General features: G+C 41.9%; 19 protein-coding genes. 13 read left to right on the forward strand and 6 right to left on the reverse strand.

Features of this window, described 5'->3' with window-relative positions; genetic code table 11:
* Positions 1–565: 565 nt before the first annotated feature.
* Both MSWH1_RS12475 and MSWH1_RS12480 read left to right on the forward strand, forming a co-directional pair.
* Positions 566–1300 (forward strand): RNA ligase partner protein, encoded by a 735-nt coding sequence (locus MSWH1_RS12475; protein WP_048128979.1) that lies wholly within the window; start codon positions 566–568, stop codon positions 1298–1300.
* Between the two features lie 270 nt (positions 1301–1570).
* A complete protein-coding gene (locus MSWH1_RS12480; RefSeq protein ID WP_048128981.1) occupies positions 1571–2803 on the forward strand; it encodes a methionine adenosyltransferase in 1233 nt (410 codons plus the stop codon).
* A 221-nt stretch (positions 2804–3024) separates the two neighbouring features.
* Here MSWH1_RS12480 and MSWH1_RS12485 read toward each other — a convergent pair whose 3' ends face one another.
* The gene (locus tag MSWH1_RS12485) at positions 3025–3906 is read right to left on the reverse strand and encodes a geranylgeranylglycerol-phosphate geranylgeranyltransferase (RefSeq protein WP_048128983.1); all 882 of its coding nucleotides are present in this window, start codon (positions 3904–3906) and stop codon (positions 3025–3027) included.
* Between the two features lie 166 nt (positions 3907–4072).
* On the opposite strand from MSWH1_RS12485, the gene MSWH1_RS19250 reads away from it, so the two are divergent.
* The gene (locus MSWH1_RS19250) at positions 4073–4228 is read left to right on the forward strand and encodes a hypothetical protein (RefSeq protein WP_156148174.1); all 156 of its coding nucleotides are present in this window, start codon (positions 4073–4075) and stop codon (positions 4226–4228) included.
* 472 nt (positions 4229–4700) lie between these two features.
* Here MSWH1_RS19250 and MSWH1_RS20280 read toward each other — a convergent pair whose 3' ends face one another.
* The gene (locus tag MSWH1_RS20280; RefSeq protein WP_231591780.1) at positions 4701–6587 is read right to left on the reverse strand and encodes a hypothetical protein; all 1887 of its coding nucleotides are present in this window, start codon (positions 6585–6587) and stop codon (positions 4701–4703) included.
* Between MSWH1_RS20280 and MSWH1_RS20285 the strand changes: the two genes are divergently transcribed.
* Positions 6586–7251, forward strand: coding sequence for a PGF-pre-PGF domain-containing protein (locus tag MSWH1_RS20285; RefSeq protein ID WP_255350524.1), 666 nt, complete (start codon positions 6586–6588; stop codon positions 7249–7251). The genes MSWH1_RS20280 and MSWH1_RS20285 overlap by 2 nt on opposite strands.
* A gap of 161 nt (positions 7252–7412) precedes the next feature.
* Here MSWH1_RS20285 and tnpA (MSWH1_RS12495) read toward each other — a convergent pair whose 3' ends face one another.
* Positions 7413–7826 carry an IS200/IS605 family transposase gene (tnpA, locus tag MSWH1_RS12495; RefSeq protein WP_156148175.1) on the reverse strand — a complete coding sequence of 138 codons (414 nt, stop codon included), beginning with the start codon at positions 7824–7826 and terminating at the stop codon, positions 7413–7415.
* 28 nt (positions 7827–7854) lie between these two features.
* On the opposite strand from tnpA (MSWH1_RS12495), the gene tnpB (MSWH1_RS12500) reads away from it, so the two are divergent.
* Positions 7855–8967, forward strand: a complete 1113-nt coding sequence (gene tnpB, locus MSWH1_RS12500) for an IS200/IS605 family element RNA-guided endonuclease TnpB (RefSeq protein ID WP_048127540.1) — start codon at positions 7855–7857, stop codon at positions 8965–8967.
* Positions 8968–9180: 213 nt separating this feature from the next.
* Here the strand turns inward: tnpB (MSWH1_RS12500) and MSWH1_RS12505 are convergent, their stop codons facing one another.
* Positions 9181–10950: a chloride channel protein gene (locus MSWH1_RS12505; RefSeq protein WP_048128985.1), complete on the reverse strand. Its 1770-nt coding sequence runs from the start codon at positions 10948–10950 to the stop codon at positions 9181–9183.
* 371 nt (positions 10951–11321) lie between these two features.
* Positions 11322–11897: a flavodoxin family protein gene (locus MSWH1_RS12510; RefSeq protein ID WP_048128989.1), complete on the reverse strand. Its 576-nt coding sequence runs from the start codon at positions 11895–11897 to the stop codon at positions 11322–11324.
* Positions 11898–12163: 266 nt separating this feature from the next.
* Here MSWH1_RS12510 and pta point away from each other — a divergent pair, with 266 nt between their 5' ends.
* The 3 genes from pta to MSWH1_RS12525 all read left to right on the forward strand — a co-directional run bounded on the left by pta (position 12164) and on the right by MSWH1_RS12525 (position 15752).
* Positions 12164–13165 (forward strand): phosphate acetyltransferase, encoded by a 1002-nt coding sequence (gene pta, locus MSWH1_RS12515; protein ID WP_048128997.1) that lies wholly within the window; start codon positions 12164–12166, stop codon positions 13163–13165.
* Positions 13166–13270: 105 nt separating this feature from the next.
* A complete protein-coding gene (locus tag MSWH1_RS12520) occupies positions 13271–14497 on the forward strand; it encodes an acetate kinase (protein ID WP_048129005.1) in 1227 nt (408 codons plus the stop codon).
* Between the two features lie 508 nt (positions 14498–15005).
* Positions 15006–15752, forward strand: coding sequence for an acetate--CoA ligase family protein (locus tag MSWH1_RS12525; RefSeq protein WP_231585459.1), 747 nt, complete (start codon positions 15006–15008; stop codon positions 15750–15752).
* A 60-nt stretch (positions 15753–15812) separates the two neighbouring features.
* Here the strand turns inward: MSWH1_RS12525 and tnpA (MSWH1_RS12530) are convergent, their stop codons facing one another.
* On the reverse strand, positions 15813–16226 hold the full coding sequence (gene tnpA, locus MSWH1_RS12530) for an IS200/IS605 family transposase (protein ID WP_048129009.1): 414 nt from the start codon (positions 16224–16226) through the stop codon (positions 15813–15815).
* A 28-nt stretch (positions 16227–16254) separates the two neighbouring features.
* Between tnpA (MSWH1_RS12530) and tnpB (MSWH1_RS12535) the strand changes: the two genes are divergently transcribed.
* From tnpB (MSWH1_RS12535) to MSWH1_RS12555, 5 genes are all read left to right on the forward strand, one after another.
* Complete coding sequence (tnpB, locus tag MSWH1_RS12535) at positions 16255–17367, forward strand: IS200/IS605 family element RNA-guided endonuclease TnpB (RefSeq protein WP_048129011.1); 1113 nt, start codon at positions 16255–16257, stop codon at positions 17365–17367.
* 315 nt (positions 17368–17682) lie between these two features.
* Positions 17683–18348 (forward strand): hypothetical protein, encoded by a 666-nt coding sequence (locus tag MSWH1_RS12540; RefSeq protein WP_231591781.1) that lies wholly within the window; start codon positions 17683–17685, stop codon positions 18346–18348.
* A gap of 1 nt (position 18349) precedes the next feature.
* On the forward strand, positions 18350–19213 hold the full coding sequence (locus MSWH1_RS12545; protein WP_048129013.1) for a hypothetical protein: 864 nt from the start codon (positions 18350–18352) through the stop codon (positions 19211–19213).
* Positions 19210–20574, forward strand: a complete 1365-nt coding sequence (locus MSWH1_RS12550; protein ID WP_231585460.1) for a HEAT repeat domain-containing protein — start codon at positions 19210–19212, stop codon at positions 20572–20574. The genes MSWH1_RS12545 and MSWH1_RS12550 overlap by 4 nt, the downstream gene beginning before the upstream one ends.
* 321 nt (positions 20575–20895) lie before the next feature.
* Positions 20896–21717 carry an S-layer protein domain-containing protein gene (locus tag MSWH1_RS12555; RefSeq protein ID WP_048129015.1) on the forward strand — a complete coding sequence of 274 codons (822 nt, stop codon included), beginning with the start codon at positions 20896–20898 and terminating at the stop codon, positions 21715–21717.
* Positions 21718–21769 lie beyond the last annotated feature (52 nt).

Genomic DNA, 21769 nt, shown 5'->3' on the forward strand with positions numbered 1-21769 from the left:
CCGGTCCATTTTTCAGTATTTCTACTCCGGTTTAGTATCTTTCACACCTTCTATTAGAATTTTCACCCTGCCGGATAACATTAAACTGCCGACATTTCAACTAGAGAAGTTCTGCCTTGAACTGAGAGAAAAGCGATAGCTTATATCACACCTATCTTTTTATTACACTGTCCTCCCGGAAATACTTTACGCATCCAGGCAAGAACAATCCGAGAAAACAATATACAAAATATGTTTCAAACCGCTTTTCAGCTTATGGCTTAAATTTCCCTATGTAAATAAGGGTTTTGAGAGTATATACAGTTATTCATTTTGATCAAAATTCAGTGAATAATAACACAAATAATAGTTATGAATAGATGAAAATAAGAATAAAATAAGCCTGAGAAAAGAGATCAAAAATAAGCCTGAGAAAAGAGAGTAAAAGTACGATACAGGAATAAAACATACGTTAATAAAGAAAGTGTAGTACACAGGTGTAGGGAGGGGAAATAAAACAAAGAATTTTATTGCTCCTTGATCAATACATAACAAGGGTAAAAAGACTATAAAAGGACTCAAAAAAATGCTTAAGCAGAGATTCGTGCTGGATACTACAGCACTAACGGATCTGCAGACCCGGGAGGTTATGGGATATACATCCCTTTGTGAGGGGATGAAAGCAATACTTGACCTTATAGCCGATGCTCGCCTGCAGTTTGGTATCAGTTGTTATGTTCCCTATCCATCAGTGTACAAGGAAATGTACGAATTTGCAAGCCGTAACGGCTGTGACAGGGAGGTTATAGCAAAGATAGATACCTGGCTTGTGAAAAAAGCTCCTGACCGCTATAGAGTTGATGTAACCTCGCAGATCTTCCACGAATACGTATCCTACATGAGGGAAAGGATTAATCGGGGAATGGGGGTTGCAGAAGATGCAATATGGGAGGCGGCAAGTGAATGCCTTTTCATGGAAAATCCGCAAAACAAGAAAAAAGAATATAAGGAAGAGGTTGAAAGAGAAGTTATTGGTGGGATAATCGGCAAATTCAGGAATAAGTACAGGGCAGCTCTCAGGTATGGTATCCTTGACAGTGCGCCTGATATTGATGTCTTGATCCTTGCCAAAGAACTTGATGCGGCTGTCGTTGCAAGCGACTACGGAATAGAAAAATGGGCAGAGCAGCTTGGAGTTCGCTTCGTGCCTGCAAACACTTTCCCGATGATGATCAAAGAGTATCTGAGGCATTCTCCGGAAGGAGAAAAAGAAAAGGAGGACGGGAATAAAAAGAAAATGGGTTATTCAGAGGAAGCATAATTTATTTAACAGGCTCAATGGGCTCTTAACAGACTCGATGGGTGTAATACGAACAGCTTTAAGGATCTTGACCGACCTGTATTTTTGGTATTATTAAGGAATTTTTAATTGGTCTTCCCAGTTTTAGTTTTGTTCATCAGTTTTTTTTCCAGTGCCCTGCTTCACCGAGATGCATTTATTGACAAACATATATGAGTTGTCTTCACATACATTAATAAGATCAATGCAATATCAGTCACGCCCTTAAAGGGCAATCCGGGGGGAAAGAATTTGAGAAATATTGTAATAGAAGAGTTGAAAGCTTCGGAAGTTTACCGCCAGAAGGTAGAGGTTGTTGAAAGAAAAGGGCTTGGGCATCCGGATTATATCTGTGATGCCATCATGGAACAGATTTCCGTAAATCTCAGCCAGAAATACCTTGAAACCTTCGGGACCATCCTGCACCATAACATAGACAAGGGCATGCTTGTTGCAGGGCAGGTGGATGGAAAATTCAGAGGGGGGAGGGTTGTAAGCCCTATGCGTCTGATCATAGGGGATAGGGCAACCTTCGAATACGAGGGAGTTGAGATAGATGTTTCCGGGCTTGCAGTCAGTACAGCAAAAGACTGGTTCTCAGAGAAACTCCGTTTTGTAGACCCTGAAAACCTCATTTACCAGGTGGAACTCAAAAGGGGCTCGGCAGAACTTACGGATATCTTCAGCAGGGGGGGAAAGGTCCTCGGGGCAAACGATACGTCCGCAGCAGTCGGATATGCGCCTCTGAGCCCTACCGAAAGGCTGGTACTCGAGACCGAGCGCTATCTTAACTCAAAGGGGTTTAAAAAAGAATGTCCGGAGTCTGGAGAAGATATAAAAGTAATGGGCCTCAGGCATAAAGAAGACATCCATCTTACGGTTGCTGCACCTCTTGTGGACAGGTTTGTTGAATCCGAAGATGACTACTTCAGAAAAAAGATGGAACTGCATGGCCGGATCGAAGAGTTTGCTGCCGGGTTTGCAGAATATGAGAGGGCTGAGTTTGAAGCTGGCATTTGTGCAAAACCTACTGCTTCCCTTAACACCCTCGATATACCGGGAAGGGGGATGGAAGGAATTTACACAACGGTTACCGGCACATCCGCAGAGGACGCCGACTGCGGAGAGGTGGGGCGCGGAAACCGCGTAAATGGGATAATCCCCTTAAACAGGCCGGTCAGCAGTGAAGCTGCAGCAGGGAAAAACCCTGTAAGCCATATAGGAAAAATCTACAATCTCCTTTCCCACCGAATCGCAGCAGAGATTTATAATCAGGTCTCCGATGTCTCCGAGGTGTATGTCTGGCTCCTGAGCGAAATCGGAACTCCTATTGACCAGCCTCAGATTGCAACTGCTCAACTGGTCATGAAAAAAGGCGCAGCAGGAGATGTAGAAAAAGAGGCGGCAGAAATTATTGAAAAAGAACTTGAAAATATCCATTCCTTCTCTATGGAACTTGTAGCAGGAAAGAGAGCTATCTGCTAATCAATGTACTGAGAACGCAGTCTTTTCTAACTCAGTCCTGAGAAAAACCGAGATGCCAGTTTGTTCGACCAGTGAAGTAACCTGAGAAGAAATAGCTTGAGAGTCGAATCCTGGCAGATTTCCCCCGGAGAGGCAATCCGGCAAAATCAGGATTAAAATTCTTAGTGATTGGGGGGACGGTCAGGCAGGGCCAGGTAGAATTAGGATAGAGTTTTGTAATTTTATGTAAAGTTTAGACCCCCTACGAGGAAAGCTATCAGGGCAAAAAACATGGCTATTTTGAACATCTTAGAGGACTTTGTCGGGTTATTCCGTGCAAGGAGCTGGTGAATTGCTGCAAGAAATCCCAGGTCTGCCAGAAAGACGATGTAAAGATAACTCAGATCAAGGATGGACAGAAGGTATGGAAGAGGACTTAAAAGTACGGCAAGGAGCCCTATAAGAACTGAAAGATTTCCTGCTTTTTTTGCCCCGATTCTCAGAGGAAGAGTATCTGCCCCTTCCATCCTGTCCCCTTCCATATCCTCAATATCTTTTACGATTTCCCGGGCTGTAATGGCAAGAGCTGCAAGCAGGAAAAGAACGAAAAGGGCCTTTATTCCTCCAAACCCAAAAATTGAAGCTCCAAACAAAAAAACAGAGCCAGTAAGGTAGCCTATGCTCAGGTTTCCTAAAAAGGGCGTACCTTTAAGGGTTTTTGCATACAGGATCAACAGCAGGGAGTTAAAAAAGGCAATTAACCCACAGGCTGAATTTATAGAGAAAGCCAACAGAGTACCGAGGGCAAACAGAAGGTATGAAAAGTAAAGGGCTTCTTCTGCCTGTACCCTCCCGGATGGGATGGGCCTTTCCGGACGGTTGATAGAATCTATCCTGATGTCAAAATAGTCATTGATAGCGTTTCCTGCACCTGAAACAAGGAATACTACCAGTAACACGAGAACTGCATCAAGATAAGGAAAAGGACCCACATAATTTGAACTTAAAGAACCGGAAGTAAGGATATTAAAGGCTATAAAAGTTCCTATTACAGCTGCAAAACCTGCCATCAGGCAGTTCCCGTACCTCATAAGTTCCAGATATGTGCGTATTCCGGCAGACATTAGAAGAAAGCAGCGTTATTAAAGTATTAAAAGTATCGGATTACTTAATTGGATCGAAGGAATTGAATCAAAAATGTGTGATTCTAAAATGTACAAATCAAAAATATACGAATCAAAAATGTGTGATTCAAAAATGTACGAATCAAAATAAGGTTTGAGCGTTTTAATGAAAAAACTCGTTATGTGCAGGAAAAATTTAAACTTTGAACCAAGCTTTGAACCAAGCTTTGAACCAAGCTTTGAACCAAGCTTTGAACCAAGCTTTGAACCAAGCTTTGAACCAAGCTTTGAACCAGCTGTAAGATTGGGATGTTATGTATGAGTGCAATTTCACTACGGGATAAAACAATTAAAAACTGGGGAGAAATCCACCAGATTTATTAAGGGGAACGTGGTTCCCGGTTCCCTGAAGAGGGCGAGAGCATAAAAAATCTGCATAGCCAATTTTCCCCAAAATATGGAGATAAACACTTCATATAATCTATCGTAAATTAAATATCGTCCTGGTTTGTGTTAATAAATCTAAATGCCATTCTATTTAAGCAGCTCCCTTGTTTTGAAAGCCGTATATTGGAATAATCCAGTCAAAGTGAGACTCTAAATTTTGTTTATATGAATAATATAATAAATTGTCAATGACTTATTGGATACCAGAGATCTTTGTTTACTTCTATGTGGTTTATATAAATAATATAATAAATTGTCAATGACTTACTGGGTACCAGAGACTTTTGTTTACGTCTGTGTGGCCGGAGGCCTATAAAAATGAAAACTGGTTTTTTAAATTCTTTAGTTTATGTACTATTAGTAATGCTAATAATTCCCGGAATGGCTCCCGGAATGGCATCTGCTGCATATGAAATAGGCGGATACCACGGAAGTTCGGACACCGGAGACTCGAGTACTGGAGACACAAATACTGGAGCTGGTGATTCAGGATCCGATGACAATTCAGGATCCGATGACAATTCAGGATCTGATGGTGATTCAGGATCCGATGATAATTCAGGATCCGATGATGATTCAGGATCCGATGATGATTCAGGATCCGATGATAATTCAGGATCCGATGATAATTCAGGATCCGATGATGATTCAGGATCCGATGATAATTCAGGATCCGATGATGATTCAGGATCCGATGATAATTCAGGATCCGATGACAATTCAGGATCTGATGATAATTCAGGATCCGATGATAATTCAGGATCTGATGGTGATTCAGGATCTGATGACAATTCAGGATCTGATGATAATTCAGGATCCGATGATAATTCAGGATCCGATGATAATTCAGGATCTGATGATAATTCAGGATCTGATGATAATTCAGGATCCGATGATGATTCAGGATCCGATGACAATTCAGGATCCGATGATGATTCAGGATCCGATGATAATTCAGGATCCGATGATAATTCAGGATCTGATGATAATTCAGGATCTGATGACAATTCAGGATCCGATGATAATTCAGGATCCGATGATAATTCAGGATCTGATGATAATTCAGGATCCGATGATGATTCAGGATCTGATGATAATTCAGGATCCGATGACAATTCAGGATCTGATGATAATTCAGGATCTGATGATAATTCAGGATCCGATGATAATTCAGGATCTGATGACAATTCAGGATCCGATGATAATTCAGGATCCGATGATGATTCAGGATCCGATGATGATTCAGGATCCGATGATAATTCAGGATCCGATGATAATTCAGGATCCGATGATGATTCAGGATCCGATGATAATTCAGGATCCGATGATGATTCAGGATCCGATGATAATTCAGGATCCGATGACAATTCAGGATCTGATGATAATTCAGGATCCGATGATAATTCAGGATCTGATGGTGATTCAGGATCTGATGACAATTCAGGATCTGATGATAATTCAGGATCCGATGATAATTCAGGATCCGATGATAATTCAGGATCTGATGATAATTCAGGATCTGATGATAATTCAGGATCCGATGATGATTCAGGATCCGATGACAATTCAGGATCCGATGATGATTCAGGATCCGATGATAATTCAGGATCCGATGATAATTCAGGATCTGATGATAATTCAGGATCTGATGACAATTCAGGATCCGATGATAATTCAGGATCCGATGATAATTCAGGATCTGATGATAATTCAGGATCCGATGATGATTCAGGATCTGATGATAATTCAGGATCCGATGACAATTCAGGATCTGATGATAATTCAGGATCTGATGATAATTCAGGATCCGATGATAATTCAGGATCTGATGACAATTCAGGATCCGATGATAATTCAGGATCTGATGACAATTCAGGATCCGATGATAATTCAGGATCTGATGACAATTCAGGATCCGATGATAATTCAGGATCTGATGACAATTCAGGATCCGATGATAATTCAGGATCTGATGACAATTCAGGATCCGATGATGATTCAGGATCCGATGACAATTCAGGATCCGATGATAATTCAGGATCTGATGACAATTCAGGATCTGATGACAATTCAGGATCTGATGATGATTCAGGATCTGATGATAATTCAGGATCCGATGGTGATTCAACATCAACAGAAACTCCAGATCCAACACCAACAGATACCCCAGACAGCGAAGACAGTGGGAGTTCTAGTTCCAGTTCCAGTTCTTCTAGTTCCGGTTCCAGCAACATAGGAAGTGGAGTTTCCGCAGAGCCAGCTAGTAATATAGAAATCAAGGAGCTTGTTACCAGAAACGTGATGAGTGATTATCATATTAAATATGAATTCCCGAAAAACGTTACATGCATAACATATATTGAATATGATGCGGAAAGGACATTCAGAAGGACAACAACAATTGCAGAAGTGCTTAAAGGCAAATCCACACTTGTCCCAAAACTTCCTTCTGGCAAAATCTATAAACATGTGAATATCTGGGTAGGAAATCAAGGAGCAGGGCTTCCTACTTCCCTTAAAAATGGATCAGTAGGATTCAAAGTTGAAAAAGAATGGATTGAAGATAATAATGTTAATGAATCACTGATAACCCTTCAATGGTATAACAAAGGCTGGAAACCTCTCTCCACGGAAAAAGTTAGTGAAGACGAGAATTACGTTTATTTTAAAGCAAAAACATCTGGTTATTCCTCCTTTGCTATAACAGAATATCAGGAAGGAAAAATACAGCAAACTCTGAGAAGCCTGGAAAGTGGGGGAAAGTCACTTCTGAATGGAAGTGCAGGACAAAATGGCATAGTCAAAAAGCCCATGGAAATGGCTAAAATATTTATTCTAATTGCTTTGCCCCTCTTTGCGCTTATTGTAGGATACGGCGTATTGAAGAAAAAGATCTAAAAAGTTTCTCTACCACGAAAGTAGGTGAGACTTTGTTCCTCACCTGCTCCTCATTATTTTTTTTCCATTATTTTTTCCCATAATTCTTCTGATTGTATGTTTTTTATATGAAGAAGCGTAAAACCCCTGAGTCTTTAGCTCAGGGGATATAAGCGTCAACTTCAACCCTGATTCCGTATGTAATATTCTGCCGCCTCTTTACTCACATTTCCGATAGTAGACGCAAAATAACCATCACTCCATAACGTATTCTCACCCCAATAATACTTTTTCAGATATTCTTTTTGAGTTTTCCATAACCTGTTAGTATATTCTTGTTTCAATTTTCTGACAATTGACAAAACGCTAACTTTCGGCTCACTCTTGATCAAGAAATGAATATGGTCTTTGTCAGTTTCCATTTCAAGGATTTCAAAGTTAGACTCTTTTGAAATGTCAATCCTAATCTGTTTGAGTTCTTCGCTAATTGGTTCAAGTATGACTTTTCGGTATTTGCAAACAAAAATAACATGGTACATTAACAAAAATTTGCTATGATTCCGTGTTTCATACTTCGTATTTACCAAAATATATATATGTTGTTAAAGCATATTATGCCTTTGTATGATGCAAGCGTTCAAATTTAGACTCTATCCTACAACTACACAAGCTATTCAATTGAATCAGCATATAGGTAGCTGTAGATTTGTCTATAATTGGGCACTTGACCAGAAAATTAAAACTTATGAGCAGACAGGGGAATCAATTTCCAGATTTGACTTAAACAAATTAATTCCTACTCTAAAGGCTTCTAATGAGTGGTTAGGAGAAGTTAACTCTCAATCATTACAGGGGATGACTAAGCAGGTTGAATCCGCTTTCACTAGATTCTTTAGAGAGAAAACAGGGTTTCCAAAGTTCAAATCAAAAAAGAATCCGATACAGTCTTTCCCTGTACCTCAACACTACACTGTAAACTTTGAAAATAATACTATCAAGCTTCCTAAAATAGAACCAATTAAAGCAGTTCTTCACAGGAAGTTTGAAGGAGAGCCTAAAACGGCTACGGTATCAAGGACATGTAAAGGACATTACTACATCAGTATCCTTGTTGAAGATGGAAAAGAACTTCCAGTAAAGGAAGCTTTCACAGAATCAACAACAGTAGGAATTGATGTAGGTATCAAAGACTTTGCTGTCCTTTCAACAGGAGAAAAGGTTGAGAATCCAAAGTACTTGAAAAACTCTCTTAAAAGGCTCAAAGTATTACAGAAAAGAGTCTCAAGGAAACAGAAAGGCTCTAAGAACAGGGCAAAAGCTAAACGAAGACTTGCTGTACTCCATGACAAAATAACAAATCAGAGAAATGACTTCCAGAACAAACTCTCTTTTAGACTTGTTAGCGAAAACCAAGCTGTAGCTCTGGAAACTTTAAATGTTAAAGGCATGGTTAAGAATCATCACTTAGCACAGGCTATAAGTGATTCTGCGTGGAGTAGTTTTGTAACAAAGTTGGAATATAAGGCTCAATGGTTTGGAAAAACCGTCCTGAGAATAGGACAATTTGAACCCTCTTCTAAGCTATGTAGTGTGTGTGGATACCACAATAAAGAGCTTCAGCTAAAAGACAGAGAATGGATTTGTCCAGACTGTAAAACCAAACACGATAGAGACATTAATGCCGCTATCAATATCAAAAAATTCGCTCTCATAGATCAGAATCTAATTGGATTATGACACCGTAGGGACTACGGGGATGAGCTTGGGGACTTGCCCTCAATAGAGGGAGGAATGAACCAAGAAGCCACTCAGTCTTTAGCTGAGTGGTAGTTCACAATCTTCTCTGAATTCCAGGTATGCATATCAGTAAAGACTATAATCTTTCTTTTATACGAGTTTCGTTTTCCGATTCTATTCTTTTTGTCAGGGGACCTTTCTAGTTTACTGCTTTTAGTCTGTGTCCCGGACTTTTTCCACGACTTTTTTGTTATATGAGTTTACTATATCACTTCGGGTGATGAGGCCAAGAAGTTTTGTTTTATCCTCGCGGTCCACAACGGGGAGCCTGCCTATTTGTTTTGAGCCAAGGCGTTTGAGAACGGCTTCAAGGGTTTCGTCGGGGTAGGCGACTTCCACATCTCGGGTAGCGATGTCTCCTATCTTTTTGTCAACTTCTCCGTATTTTACTTTGCTCCGAAGGTCCGAGAGTGTTATTATCCCTGAAAGTTTGCCTTTTGAATCAAGAACCGGAAAACCGGCGTGGCGGCTTGCCTGCATGAGGGCTATAAGGATACCAACATTCTTCTCTTCGGAAACAGTCTGGACATGTGTGACCATGGCATCTTTTACAAGCATGGAGACCATGATATCAACTTCCCGGCCTTTCCTTATCTTAAACCCTTTCCTGCGGAGCCCTTCCGTAAAAATGGATTCAGGATAAATGGCATTTGACATAACGTTGCTCAGCACACAGGCAAACATGAGAGGGAGGATGAGGCTGTAGTCTCTGGTGATCTCAAAAAGGATCAGGATGGCAGTAAGGGGAGCCCTGGCAGTCCCGGCAAAGACTGCCCCCATCCCAACCATAACATAGGCTCCTGGCTCTGCCGTCATTCCCGGGAAAAACATATTTGCGGCCGTTCCGAAGGCTCCCCCTAACATCGCGCCTGTAAAAAGAGAGGGGACAATTGTCCCTCCCGATCCTCCGGAACCCAGGCTCAGGGAAAAGGCGAGGATCTTCAGAAATAGCAGGATCAGCAGGATCTTGAAAGTAAACTGGTTGTTCAGGGCGTCCATAATCACATCATAGCCCATCCCCAGGACGCGGGGGTAAAAAAGGCCGATTACACCTACTGCAAGCCCTCCCAGGGCAGGCTTGAAGATGGAGTGGATAGGGATTCTCGAAAAAAGGTCTTTTGTGTAGTAAAGCGTCCGGATCAGGATTGTAGAGACGAGCCCTGCAAGGAGTCCGAGGACAAGGTAGAGCCCGAGTTCTTTGTAGGGGCTAACCAGCTGATAGGAAGATATCTGGATGGGTTTTATCCCGAAAACCGTGCTCGAAACAAGGGTTGCAAAGACTGAGGAGATAACTATTGGAATAAAGGTCTTGGTTTCAAGTTCCCCGTAAATTACTTCTACTACAAAGACCACACCTGCAAGCGGGGCGTTGAATGCCGCTGCAATCCCACCGGCAGCCCCGCAGCCGAGAAGGATCTGGAGCTGCCTTTCCGGGCTCTTCAGGATTCTCCCTACAAGAGCACCTGTCCCGGCTCCGGCAAGGATTCCTGGGGCTTCCTTTCCCAGGGCACCTCCCGAACTGATAGTGATTATCGAGGTAAATACTTCCAGAAAAGCATCCCGGAGTTTAATCTTTGCTCCGCGGAGGGTCACGGTTTCTATAAGTCCTTCAACACCGTACTTCGTTTTTATCAGGTAGTGGGAGATTAACCCTACCAATAGCCCTCCAAGGGCAGGTGTTAGTATTACATAATAGAACGGGAATTCATGTAATGAGTACCCCTGTTGCATTCCAAAAAAAACATTGCTGTATTGGAGGATGCGATCATAAACCCCTATTACGAGCCCTGTCAGAAGCCCGATTATAATAGCAATTGAGTTGACCCTGGTAGCCTCGGTATCAAACCGGGAGATGTACTCCATTATCCTGGGGTATTCTTTTATGTTATGAAATCTAAATCTGGATTCTGGATCAACTTCCAAATGCTCGTGCCTCTCGGGAACTTATTTGTGCCTCAAACTCCTGTGACAAGAGATATATTTTCAGAATTTTGGATTTTATTCTACCTGAATATCTTTTCAGTCCAGAAGATTTCGAGCATTTATTTAAATGTATCTCTTTAAAATATATAATGCATATTTTGAACTCCTACCAATATAGGACAATAATATTTGATTATTGGACATTTTATTGATTTTATATCAACAAAATGACTTTTTGGTATAGCATAGTGGCACAGGATTGCCAGGGTTTGAAATGTGCAATATAATAAGATTAATATAACTAATTTACTTCTCGGAAATTCATATTTTTTGTTTTATTCTACCCTGACTTATATAATTTATGAATTTTGTTATTTATCTCTATTTTTCTGAATAAGTTCCAGGACATCACAGAGTTTTTTTGCAGTTTCGGAAACTGTCTGCATTCCAACAGTGTCCTCTTCTGCCGGGTTCCACGTAATTCCACCGAAGTGGGAATTATCGCCGACTACAATCATTCCGTGAATGTGCATCCAGTCATGTATGGACTGAATTGTTTTTTCCTGTCCTCCGTTTCTTGAGCCCCCAACTGAAAGAGCTGCCCCAACTTTATTTTTTAGTGCAAAGTTTTTACGGCGAAGCAGGACACTCCTGTCAAAAAGGGCTTTAAGCTGGGCAGGATAATTCCCCATATATACGGGAGCTGCAACAATTATACCGTCTGCAGCCCTCATTTTTTCATATATCTCGTCCATATCATCATCAATCACACAGAAATCTTGATCTCTGCAAGCCCCGCACGCTTTGCAGGGGGCAACCTCCTCGTTTGAGATAAAAACGGTATCAGTTTCAAACCCTCTTTCTTTTGCAACCTCAAGAGCAGCTCCAATTATTTTCTCACAGTTCTGGCCCTTTCGTGGACTGCCTGAAATTCCTGTTATTTTCATTCGTATCATTCCGGAATTGTTTTATATTAATCTGTCATTTATATTCAGTACTAATTGTTTTAAGTTATCGTACCTTGGCCGTAAAAATCATATTATAACTTCATATATTTACGGGATATTACAGGATTTATTTGCAGGATTATATGTATCTGCAACCTGAAATATATATATTTGATTTTTATATATCTTTCTATGCATTTTACGTAAATTTATATATCAAGACCCAGCTAAACTAAATTACTCTAATTATATAGGAGGTTGGTCTATTGGTAACATTTTTAGAGAAGATCAGTGAAAGAGCAAAGAAACTTAACAAAACAATCGCTTTACCCGAAACTGAAGATATAAGAACCCTCCAGGCAGCTGCCAAGATCCTTGAAAGAGGTATTGCAGACATTGTCCTTGTCGGTAATGAGGCAGATATTAAGGCGCTCGCAGGAGATCTGGATCTCTCAAAAGCAAAAATTGTAGATCCTAAAACCTATGAGAAAAAAGATGAATACATTAACGCTTTCTACGAGTTGAGAAAGCACAAAGGCATCACACTCGAAAATGCAGCTGAAATCATGAGCGATTACGTTTACTTCGCTGTTATGATGGCCAAACTCGGGGAAGTAGACGGTGTAGTATCAGGCGCTGCCCACTCTTCTTCAGACACCCTGAGGCCTGCTGTCCAGATCGTGAAAACAGCCAAGGGCGCAGCTCTTGCATCCGCTTTCTTCATAATCTCTGTGCCTGACTGTGAATATGGGTCAGATGGCACATTCCTTTTCGCTGACTCTGGCATGGTTGAAATGCCGAGCGTAGAAGACGTTGCAAACATTGCAGTTATTTCCGCAAAGACCTTCGAATTGCTGGTCCAGGACGTGCCAAAGGTTGCAATGCTCTCCTACTCCACCAAGGGAAGCGCCAAGAGCAAACTGACCGAAGCAACAATTGCTTCTACAAAACTTGCACAGGAACTTGCTCCTGATATCGCAATTGACGGTGAACTCCAGGTTGACGCCGCGATTGTCCCCAAAGTTGCAGCTTCAAAAGCCCCCGGAAGCCCTGTTGCAGGCAAAGCCAATGTCTTCATTTTCCCTGACCTGAACTGTGGAAACATCGCATACAAGATCGCCCAGAGGCTTGCTAAAGCTGAAGCTTATGGTCCTATCACCCAGGGACTGGCAAAGCCAATTAACGACCTGTCCAGAGGCTGCAGCGACGAAGATATTGTCGGTGCCGTTGCCATTACCTGTGTACAGGCCGCAGCACAGGACAAATAATCGGAAATGTTTCGGAAGCGTTTTATTAACTTTCATATATAATATAGTTATATCCGGAAATTCTAAATGTGACTGGAAATCAATGGATTGAACTGGGGTTTACACATGAAAGTACTGGTTATAAACGCAGGGAGTTCATCTCTCAAATATCAATTAATTGATATGACAAATGAGTCAGCTCTTGCAGTAGGTCTTTGCGAGAGGATAGGTATTGACAACTCGATCATCACTCAGAAGAAGTTTGACGGCAAGAAGCTGGAAAAGCTGACTGACCTCCCCACTCACAAGGACGCACTTGAGGAAGTCGTAAAAGCTCTTACCGATGATGAATTCGGTGTCATCAAAGACATGGGTGAGATCAATGCAGTCGGACACAGAGTTGTGCATGGTGGAGAGAAATTCACGACGTCTGCTTTATATGATGAGGGCGTAGAAAAGGCTATCAAGGACTGCTTTGAACTGGCACCCCTTCACAACCCTCCAAACATGATGGGAATTTCAGCTTGTGCAGAGATCATGCCTGGGACGCCAATGGTTATTGTTTTTGATACTGCATTCCACCAGACAATGCCGCCATATGCCTACATGTATGCTCTCCCGTACGACCTGTACGAGAAGCATGGGGTCAGGAAATACGGTTTCCACGGCACATCCCACAAGTACGTTGCCGAAAGGGCTGCTCTTATGCTCGGAAAGCCCGCAGAAGAAACCAAAATTATCACCTGTCACCTTGGAAATGGTTCAAGCATTACAGCTGTAGAAGGCGGAAAATCCGTTGAAACCAGCATGGGCTTCACACCTCTTGAAGGGCTTGCAATGGGCACAAGATGCGGTTCGATTGACCCTGCAATAGTCCCCTTCCTTATGGAAAAAGAAGGCTTGACAACAAGAGAAATTGACACCCTTATGAACAAGAAGTCAGGTGTGCTTGGTGTTTCCGGGCTCAGCAATGACTTCAGAGACCTCGATGAAGCAGCTTCCAAGGGCAACAGGAAAGCCGAACTTGCTCTTGAAATTTTCGCATACAAGGTCAAGAAGTTCATAGGTGAATATTCAGCTGTCCTCAATGGTGCAGATGCAGTGGTCTTTACTGCAGGCATTGGAGAAAACAGCGCAAGCATCAGGAAGAGAATCCTCACCGGTCTTGATGGCATCGGCATAAAAATCGATGACGAAAAGAACAAGATCAGAGGTCAGGAAATCGATATCAGCACACCGGATGCAAAAGTAAGAGTTTTTGTCATCCCAACCAATGAGGAACTTGCCATTGCAAGGGAAACAAAGGAAATTGTTGAGACCGAAGTGAAGTTACGCAGTTCTATACCTGTATAAGATAAAGGAAATTTTTCCTTTACCTTATTCTATTCTTTAACTGATCCTATTTTTTAACTGATCCTATTTTTTAACTGATCCTATTTTTTAACTGATCCTATTCTTTAACCTATCTCATTCTTTACCTTAGGAATGAGTAAAATATAACTCCAATTTTCAGTCCGAAAATTGCTCTATAGTTCCATTTTTCCAACTAATCATTCTTAGCAGCAAAGATTTTTGATATTATATTAGAATCATTCCTCATTCAGTTTTTTATTTTTTTATATAGTTGGCAAACCTTTTGCGACCCTATGAGGCTCATTGTAGAATTCCAGAAGATATTGTTTTCGCATATTTGGAATAATTCTATCGATTTCTCAGGAATTACCCTTACTTATTACACAGATTGACACTATACAGGTAGAAAAAAATCGGTTTAGTTTTAAAATAGAGATCCGTAATTTTAGGACATACTTATAAAATTACTACTCTTAAAGAATAACTGTTTTGAGGGTATCATATATTTATGAAGCAGGTAGACCTCTCCCGTCCTGAATCCGGTTCAGGCAAAGTTTTAGCAGCTGAAATTCTCGAAGCTGCACGAGTCGCTGAGCGGCGCACACTGGGTCTTGAATCCTTCGGCATTCTGAAGGCTTATGGCATTCCTGCAGTGAAAACTGTCTTTGCAAAGACTGAAGAGGAAGCCATAAATGCAGCAGAAAATATAGGTTATCCCCTTGTGATGAAGGTCGCCTCTCCGCAGATTTCCCACAAATCGGATGTTGGAGGGATAAGGCTCTCCCTGCAAAACGGGGATGAAGTGAGAGCTGCCTACCGGGAAATGATGGAAAAGATCCCGAAGAAAAGGCCGGATGCGTCCCTTGAAGGTGTCCAGCTGCAGCAAATGCTCTCAGGGGGAATAGAAGTAATTATCGGGATGATCCGCGATCCGACCTTTGGGCCCATGTTGATGTTCGGGCTTGGGGGAGTTTATGTAGAGATCCTCAAGGACGTACGGTTTGTCATTGCCCCTGTGGACGAAGAAGAAGCAAGGGGTATGGTCACAGGGATCAAAACCTACCCGGCCCTTGCCGGATTTAGGGGTGCAAAACCTTCTGATATTGATGCACTTGTGGATGCCATATTGAAAGTTTCAAGGCTTGTCTGTGATTTTCCGGAGATTGAGGAATTTGAAATTAATCCCATGATGGTTCTGGAAGAGGAAAAGGGAGCTTTTGCAGTGGACATGAGGCTAACATTGAAGAAAAATTGATTTTATATGAAGAAGCGTAAAACCCCTGAGTCTTTAGCTCAGGGGATATAAGCGTCAACTTCAACCCTGATTCCGTATGTAATATTCTGCCGCCTCTTTACTCACATTTCCGATAGTAGACGCAAAATAACCATCACTCCATAACGTATTCTCACCCCAATAATACTTTTTCATATATTCTTTTTGAGTTTTCCATAACCTGTTAGTATATTCTTGTTTCAATTTTCTGACAATTGACAAAACGCTAACTTTCGGCTCACTCTTGATCAAGAAATGAATATGGTCTTTGTCAGTTTCCATTTCAAGGATTTCAAAGTTAGACTCTTTTGAAATGTCAATCATAATCTGTTTGAGTTCTTCGCTAATTGGTTCAAGTATGACTTTTCGGTATTTGCAAACAAAAATAACATGATACATTAACAAAAATTTGCTATGATTCCGTGTTTCATACTTCGTATTTACCAAAAAGTACATGTGTTGTTAAAGCATATAATACCTTTGTATGATGCAAACGTTCAAATTTAGACTCTATCCTACAACTACACAAGCTATTCAATTGAATCAGCATATAGGTAGCTGTAGATTTGTCTATAATTGGGCACTTGACCAGAAAATTAAAACTTATGAGCAGACAGGGGAATCAATTTCCAGATTTGACTTAAACAAATTAATTCCTACTCTAAAGGCTTCTAATGAGTGGTTAGGAGAAGTTAACTCTCAATCATTACAGGGGATGACTAAGCAGGTTGAATCCGCTTTCACTAGATTCTTTAGAGAGAAAACAGGGTTTCCAAAGTTCAAATCAAAAAAGAATCCGATACAGTCTTTCCCTGTACCTCAACACTACACTGTAAACTTTGAAAATAATACTATCAAGCTTCCTAAAATAGAACCAATTAAAGCAGTTCTTCACAGGAAGTTTGAAGGAGAGCCTAAAACGGCTACGGTATCAAGGACATGTAAAGGACATTACTACATCAGTATCCTTGTTGAAGATGGAAAAGAACTTCCAGTAAAGGAAGCTTTCACAGAATCAACAACAGTAGGAATTGATGTAGGTATCAAAGACTTTGCTGTCCTTTCAACAGGAGAAAAGGTTGAGAATCCAAAGTACTTGAAAAACTCTCTTAAAAGGCTCAAAGTATTACAGAAAAGAGTCTCAAGGAAACAGAAAGGCTCTAAGAACAGGGCAAAAGCTAAACGAAGACTTGCTGTACTCCATGACAAAATAACAAATCAGAGAAATGACTTCCAGAACAAACTCTCTTTTAGACTTGTTAGCGAAAACCAAGCTGTAGCTCTGGAAACTCTAAATGTTAAAGGCATGGTTAAGAATCATCACTTAGCACAGGCTATAAGTGATTCTGCGTGGAGTAGTTTTGTAATAAAGTTGGAATATAAGGCTCAATGGTTTGGAAAAACCGTCCTGAGAATAGGACAATTTGAACCCTCTTCTAAGCTATGTAGTGTGTGTGGATACCACAATAAAGAGCTTCAGCTAAAAGACAGAGAATGGATTTGTCCAAACTGTAAAACCAAACACGATAGAGACATTAATGCCGCTATCAATATCAAAAAATTCGCTCTCATAGATCAGAATCTAATTGGATTATGACACCGTAGGGACTACGGGGATGAGCTTGGGGACTTGCCCTCAATAGAGGGAGGAATGAACCAAGAAACCACTCAGTCTTTAGCTGAGTGGTAGTTCACTTGCTAGATCCATTTGTCTGCCTGTTTATATGCTCGATTTATTCATTGTCTTGGCTTATTTTTATCTAACTGTCAAAGTCAGGATATATCAGCCCCAGATAATATTTCACTATCGGTTACGGGTGGTTTCAGAATTCTGAGACGTCTTGGGTTCAGGTAAAACTAAAATTATAACATTTGTTTCGTACATACTGGGGGTAGTTAATGAGGTGGTAGTATGATCCAGGAACGAAAAAGATTCGTGCTGGCTGTGGGTGTCCTGCTCCTGTCAAGCATTGTCGCCATTGATCTTCTGCTTGAAGACACACCTGTGGTGATCCAGCTTGAGGGAGACACTTTCAAGGTTGTGGATATTCCGTATGTGTATACAGTAAAAGAAGCGTATATCCTTCTTTTCTCCGGGTTTATGGGTGGGCTGGCTCTGGCTCAGGTTTTGCGGTCTTCAGGGTTTCAAGAACCTGTTTTTTCCATTTCTAGTCCTTCAGCCCAGGCAAAATTTCTCAATTTTACAGCCGAAAACCCCCAGGAGAGGAATCAGGAGAGGAAATTTGAAGTCTCATCTGATTCTGTTGGGAATTTTCGGGGTGAAGGGTTCCAGCTTAATGGGGCCACTATTGACCCTACGGCTGTTCTTTTGCGGGTTCTTGAAGGGGATGAAAGAAAGGCTGTTGAATTGATTGCAGCAAAAGATGGGAAAATTCTCCAGAATGAACTCGTGAATTCCCTTGATTTTTCAAAAGCCAAGGTCTCCAGGGTTCTTATGAATCTGGAAAAGAGGGGCATAATAACAAAGAAAAAGTACGGGCTTACCAACTGTATTTCGATAGCTGATGACCTTAAGGATAATACCGGAATGAAGGATAAAGGGATGGAGGGGGAGTAAAGTGAGGAAAAGCACTTTGATTTATGCTTCAGTTACTTTCCTTGTACTATTATTGGGAATTTACTGGTATTACGGAACAGGGCCTGATGTACATATCGCAGATATGAGCGCTGCTCCTATTGGGGTTCAGGAGTCAGGACAGCTGGACATAGTGCTCCGGAACAATGGTCTAAGATCTGTAGATGTGTGGCTTGAGGCTGAGAATACTTTTGTGTATAGCGACGGAGTGGCTCACCACAATTCCGGATTGCTAATCCCCTCCGATTCCGGAGACCCCTGGGATACCAAGTTTGTTTCGCATGAGAAGCCGATTCATCTTCTTCCTGGAAATAATTCAGTTAGCGTATGGATAGGGTATTATCTTCCCGGAGAATATCCGGTAAAAGTGAAGGTTGTTGAGAATAGCAGGACTCTTGATGAAGGCACCTATCTGGTAGAGGTTCCTCTTCCTGAAATTCCCGAAAATCTCTCTCTTAAGCTGGAATATGAAATGGAGAGCAGGAATACTTCTGATATTTACAGGATCTACGGCTACCTTATCAACAAAGGACCAGGCTCCGAAAAGAATGTATCCACAAACTTTACAGTGATAAACGAGAGGACTGGGGAGCTGGTGTTTACATCTTCCGCTATTTATGGTGTGGGTGAGTATGATAAGACTCCCCTCTGGATCTGGCCGGATTATCCCTATGCGGTTGTGGAAATCGCACATGGGGTCCCTTCAGGGGAGTCCTATATGCCTGTTCAGAATGTGGTGGTTGGAGAGAGTGAGGACCGTTTCCGGATTAATGTAGCTTCTACATGGCAAAATCGGTCGGTTTCTGCTGAGCTGTTGCTTCCTCCGGGAGAGGGGGGCAGGCGATGAGCATGATTAAGCAATGCGACCTTTTTGGCTGCAAGCATGCAAAAATTTTTCTTCTTTTGCTTTTGTTCTCTGGAGTCTGTGCGGGCTGTCTTAGCCAGGACCCTCTAGAGACCAGGATGGATAAACTGGTCCGGAGCCTCGGGAATGAAGACCGGAATGTAAGTTATGCTTCAGCTTATGCACTTATCGATATAGGGGAACCTTCTGTCAATTCTCTTATAAAAGCTTTAGAAGACGATAACCCGCAGGTACGCAGCCTTGCCGCCTATTCCCTTGGAAGAATTGGAGAACCGAGAGCATCAAAACCTCTTATCGAGGCTCTTGAAGACCCTGAACCGGAAGTCCGTATGAATTCGGCTGAGGCTCTTGGAGAGCTGAAAGCTTCGGAAGCTGCAGACCCGCTTATTGAGCTCCTTGATGATGATAATGATGAGGTGCGCAGCAAAGCCGTATTTGCTCTGGGAGCCATAGGGGACCCGAAAGCTGCTCTTCCTCTCATAGGGCTGTTTGATGATAGGGAACTCGGGAGGTCTGTAGCTGTTGCTGTGGGAAACCTGGGGGACGAAGAGGCAGTTGAAAAACTTATCGAGTTACTTGACAGCCGGAACCCGGATATCCGTATTAACAGTATTCGTGCCCTTGGGCAGATCCAGAACCCTGCTGCTGTTCCCTACCTGGTTGAAATGCTGGACGATAAAGTCCCGGAGGTTCGAGAGGAAGCTGCCAGTGCTCTGGGTTACTTTAAAGAACCTGAAGAAATTACCTGGACAGAACAGCCTCTTATCGATTCGCTTGGAGATGACGAGTTCGAGGTGCAGAAAGCCGCTGCCTACTCCCTTGGAGATATTGGAAGTAAAGAAGCCATACCCTTTATTGAGGCATTCCTTCAGACTGAAGATCCGGCTCTCCACAGTGTTGCTGTCCATGCCCTGGGGAGATATAATGATTCTGATGCCACAGCCGCCCTGATCGATGCCCTTGATGATGAGAGCCGGCATATAAGATTGGTAATTGTTCATTTTCTTTCCGAGACTGGAGATCCTCAAGCAGTTGATCCTTTTATTTCTTTACTTGGAGATGAACGTCATGAAATAAGGCAAAGTGCGGCATGGGGGCTTGGAGGACTTGGAGATCGGAGAGCCGTTGGACCTCTCCTCAAAGCTCTGGAAACCGAAAGGGAAAGTGATGTCCGGAATGCGGAAGTCCGGGCTCTCGGAGAGCTTGGTGGTCCCGAAGCTATCGAAGGTTTGCGCCTAATCAGCGTGGATATGGAAGAATATCGGAATGTCAGGACTGCTGCGGAGGAAGCACTCGCAAAAATTGATGGAGGAGGGGAGGAGAATTCCTCCTCAACTTCCTGATCCGTTTTTTGGCTTGTGAAAATCTGAATAACACGAAACTAAGTTCGAAGCAAAACCGTTTCAGGATAAGATCAATCACATAAAGACCTAAAATGCACAACATATGCCACTGAGTATAAAGAAACAGGCAAACAATTTCCTTCCTTTATGTTTTTATTAGTCTAGCAATAATTCCAAAAGTTTGGGGTCCTGGAGAGATAACTTAAAATTTTCCAGGTTTTTGATTGACAACAGTCAACTGTTAGCGTAGTCTATGCTAGATTTTTGTAAATCCTAAAAAAATCTGAAATGTTTCGTAAATAATACGGAGGAATGAACAATATGAATAAATATGCAGCAGTTTCACTGGTTGCTCTTGTTGTCTTGATTGCAGGTGCAGCAGGAACTGCAGGTGCAGCATATAATGCTAGCAATGGAACCACTACTTGTAATGTTGTCGGAACCAATTATAAATGCAATAGCTGGTCCAATGAACAGTATCCAGTAATCGATTTATTTGGAGAAGAACGTGTCCCGCTGTTCTCCGAAGATGATGATATCCGGGACCCTCACGTGAATAAGCTTGCTAGTTTGGTTATTAACAGCAATGAAACGAATGCTCTCAAACCCGGTGAAAGTGTCGACCTTGGCAATGGTTACGCTCTCGAGGTCAGGGAGATCGATATTGATGGTGAAAATGTCTGGCTTGAACTCACCAGGGGCGGACAACATGTTGCAAATAAAACGGTCTCAATCGATACTGATGAAAACCAGACATGGACTGTTGCCCTTGACAATGTTCGGGGTGAAAACAATGTTGTTGTCATGAAAGTCCATGTCAAACAGTTATTCGTGGGTACAGAAATCAGCATCGTCCAGATTGACGGGATCTGGCTTATTGACTATGCAAATTCCAGAACCCTCAATATCGGAGATAAATTCGGAGAGTTTACACTTGAACAAACCCTCAGCGGAGTAGACGAATCTAACCTCAGAGGTCTTGTTTTCAAGAATGTTTCCGTTGCTGATGATGTTTCAGTTGCTGATTTCTCTGCATCTCCCTACCCGGAAAAGGGACTGGTTAAGTTCACTGACAAAAGTACAGTATCGCCCGCTTCATGGTACTGGAACTTTTGGAGATCCATCACTATGAAAAACAAATGAACATTTTAATTGTAAGGGTTGCAGATGTTCGGGCTTTGGGAGATCTGTGAGG

The sequence above is a fragment of the Methanosarcina sp. WH1 genome, assembly GCF_000970005.1.
Lineage (GTDB): Archaea > Halobacteriota > Methanosarcinia > Methanosarcinales > Methanosarcinaceae > Methanosarcina.

Coding starts and splice junctions, on each gene's coding strand:
- MSWH1_RS12475 (WP_048128979.1), top strand. CDS start 566: ATGCTTAAGCAGAGATTCGTGCTGGATACTACAGCACTAACGGATCTG.
- MSWH1_RS12485 (WP_048128983.1), bottom strand. CDS start 3,906: ATGTCTGCCGGAATACGCACATATCTGGAACTTATGAGGTACGGGAAC.
- MSWH1_RS19250 (WP_156148174.1), top strand. CDS start 4,073: ATGAAAAAACTCGTTATGTGCAGGAAAAATTTAAACTTTGAACCAAGC.
- MSWH1_RS20280 (WP_231591780.1), bottom strand. CDS start 6,587: ATGTTGCTGGAACCGGAACTAGAAGAACTGGAACTGGAACTAGAACTC.
- tnpB (WP_048127540.1), top strand. CDS start 7,855: ATGATGCAAGCGTTCAAATTTAGACTCTATCCTACAACTACACAAGCT.
- MSWH1_RS12510 (WP_048128989.1), bottom strand. CDS start 11,897: ATGAAAATAACAGGAATTTCAGGCAGTCCACGAAAGGGCCAGAACTGT.
- MSWH1_RS12520 (WP_048129005.1), top strand. CDS start 13,271: ATGAAAGTACTGGTTATAAACGCAGGGAGTTCATCTCTCAAATATCAA.
- MSWH1_RS12525 (WP_231585459.1), top strand. CDS start 15,006: ATGAAGCAGGTAGACCTCTCCCGTCCTGAATCCGGTTCAGGCAAAGTT.
- tnpA (WP_048129009.1), bottom strand. CDS start 16,226: ATGTACTTTTTGGTAAATACGAAGTATGAAACACGGAATCATAGCAAA.
- tnpB (WP_048129011.1), top strand. CDS start 16,255: ATGATGCAAACGTTCAAATTTAGACTCTATCCTACAACTACACAAGCT.
- MSWH1_RS12540 (WP_231591781.1), top strand. CDS start 17,683: ATGATCCAGGAACGAAAAAGATTCGTGCTGGCTGTGGGTGTCCTGCTC.
- MSWH1_RS12550 (WP_231585460.1), top strand. CDS start 19,210: ATGAGCATGATTAAGCAATGCGACCTTTTTGGCTGCAAGCATGCAAAA.
- MSWH1_RS12555 (WP_048129015.1), top strand. CDS start 20,896: ATGAATAAATATGCAGCAGTTTCACTGGTTGCTCTTGTTGTCTTGATT.